The sequence below is a fragment of the Streptomyces alkaliphilus genome (assembly GCF_014141535.1).
GTDB lineage: Bacteria > Actinomycetota > Actinomycetes > Streptomycetales > Streptomycetaceae > Streptomyces > Streptomyces alkaliphilus.
The window spans coordinates 1-1,927 of sequence record NZ_VKHT01000945.1 but is presented as its reverse complement, the minus strand read 5'-3'; the positions used below and the strand labels follow the sequence as shown (position 1 = coordinate 1,927).

Here is a 1,927-nt window from a genome sequence, read left to right as displayed (position 1 = left end):
GGATGGATCAGTTGTGTATAAGAGCCAGGGGCCGCGCCCAGCCCCTCGCCGGGGCGCCAGGGGGAGGGGCCCGTCACCGCGGCGGTGGCCCGGGCGCCCGGGCCGCCCAGAACGACCCGGGCGCGGAGATCCGCCGCCCACTCCGGGTCCGGGGGCAGGTGGTCGATCTGTTCGCCGATCACCACCGTGATCCCGGCGGCCCGCCCCCGGCGCAACAGGGCCCGCACCCCGGGGTCCGCCGCACCCGCCGCCAGGGGAACCGAGGGGCGGTCCAGCACCACCCACAGCGCGGGGTGCGCCCTCTCCCCGTGCCCGTGCGGTCCTCCGCGGTCCCGCAGTCGGCGTTCGGTCTCCGCCACCACCCACTCCACCAGGGCTCCGGCCCCGACGGGGCCGTACTCCACCGCCCGGATCCCGCGGCGCCCCCGGAGGAACTCCCAACCGCCACCGCCGTCACCGTCCACCACCGCCACCTCCACGGAGCCGTCGCGCGGTGGTTCCTCGCGCCGCAGGGCCTGCAGCACCACCGATCGCAGGAGCCCGGACACCCCCGACCGGGGTTCACCGACCACCAGCAGGTGAGGCGTCGGTGATTCGGGGCCCGTCCGCCACATCAAAGGAGTGGCGGCCACGACGGCCTCACCGCCGGGGTCGTCCGGGGGCACGCGCCGCACGGGTACGGTGCGGTCGCCGGACTCCGGGTCGGTGAAACCGAGCACGACCGTGTCGGTCGGGGTGACGAACGGCTGTGCGCCGATGCCGTCGGGGAGGGGATCGGCCGGCCGGACGCCGAGTACGCCCCGCTCGCCGTCCCAGTCGAACCGCACGTCTCCCCGGTGCCCCAGGCGCCGGGTCACGAGATCCTCGACCCGTTCGCGGGCCGGGGAGTCCCAGTCGGGAAAGCATCCGGGGTAGCGGATCTCCAGCGCCACCGGGCGGCCCCGGTGGTCGAAGGCCCCGCGCACGGGCTCCCCGTCGTCATCCGTCGGGTCCCCGGGGTCCTCCTCGTCGGGACCGGCCCCACCGGCTCCCGCGCCGTCCCCACCGGCCATCCGGGGCACCGACGGGGGCTCGGGGGCGCCGGCCGTCGGGGAGCCGAAGGGGCCGGTTCCACCCGGCCACGGGGTGAGTGCCTCGCGCAACATGGTCAACCGTCGTTCGCGGGCCGCCGCCGCGCCCGGGTCCTCCGCCGGTCCCGGGGGCTCCTCCGACTCCGGGTCGGGGAGCAGGCCGGCCACCACCAACGCCACCGGCACGGCGATGCCCGCCAGGAGGGTCCCGGCGGGCATCAGGTACAGCAGGACCGTTCCGACCAGGACGGCCGCGACCACCGGGCCGCGTCGTTCCACCGGGAGGTCTCCCCACCGTCGCCGTGCGGATCGGCCCAGCCGCCGGGCGCCGCGTCCCGGTACCGCCGAGCACCGGACCACCCCGCGAAGTGCCGTCCGACCGCTCACGGGGTGGTGCCGTTCCCGTTCACCGTGCCGGTGCGCGGCGCCGTTCGGCGGGGGAGGCGAGGGGGCCTCACAGGGAGATCCCGCCCAGCAGGCTCGCCAGGCTCGCTCCCCCGGCCTGGATGCTGGGGCCGATGGCCGTTCCCGCCAGATAGAAGCCGAACAGCGCGCACACAACGGCGTGGGACGGTTTCAGACCGTCCTTTCGGAAGAAGAGGAACACGATGATCCCGAACAGCAGGACTCCGGAGATGGACAGCACCATCCGACCCTCCCGGGTGATGACCAATGGGTATGAAGAACTTAATACGGGATCATGTGGACAACAGCCCCATCAGCTCACACGGGTGACGGTCTCTTTCCCCGGCACTCCTCGGACACCTTTCCCGGCGCCCCGGCCGGCCTTTCGGCACCCGGTCGGCTCTCCCGGCTCCCCGCGAACCGGCGTGAATCCGGGGGAACCGCCCCCCGCC

Annotated in this window: 2 protein-coding genes; both read right to left on the bottom strand. The window is 74.8% G+C overall.

The annotated features are described in order from the left end of the window. A partial coding sequence (locus FNQ90_RS21350) for a hypothetical protein (protein WP_182607845.1) occupies positions 1 to 1,349 on the bottom strand: 1,349 nt, incomplete at its 3' end. A gap of 175 nt (positions 1,350 to 1,524) precedes the next feature. After that, complete coding sequence (locus FNQ90_RS21345; protein ID WP_143621485.1) at positions 1,525 to 1,719, bottom strand: hypothetical protein; 195 nt, start codon at positions 1,717 to 1,719, stop codon at positions 1,525 to 1,527. Positions 1,720 to 1,927 lie beyond the last annotated feature (208 nt).

Coding starts and splice junctions, on each gene's coding strand:
- FNQ90_RS21345 (WP_143621485.1), bottom strand. CDS start 1,719: ATGGTGCTGTCCATCTCCGGAGTCCTGCTGTTCGGGATCATCGTGTTC.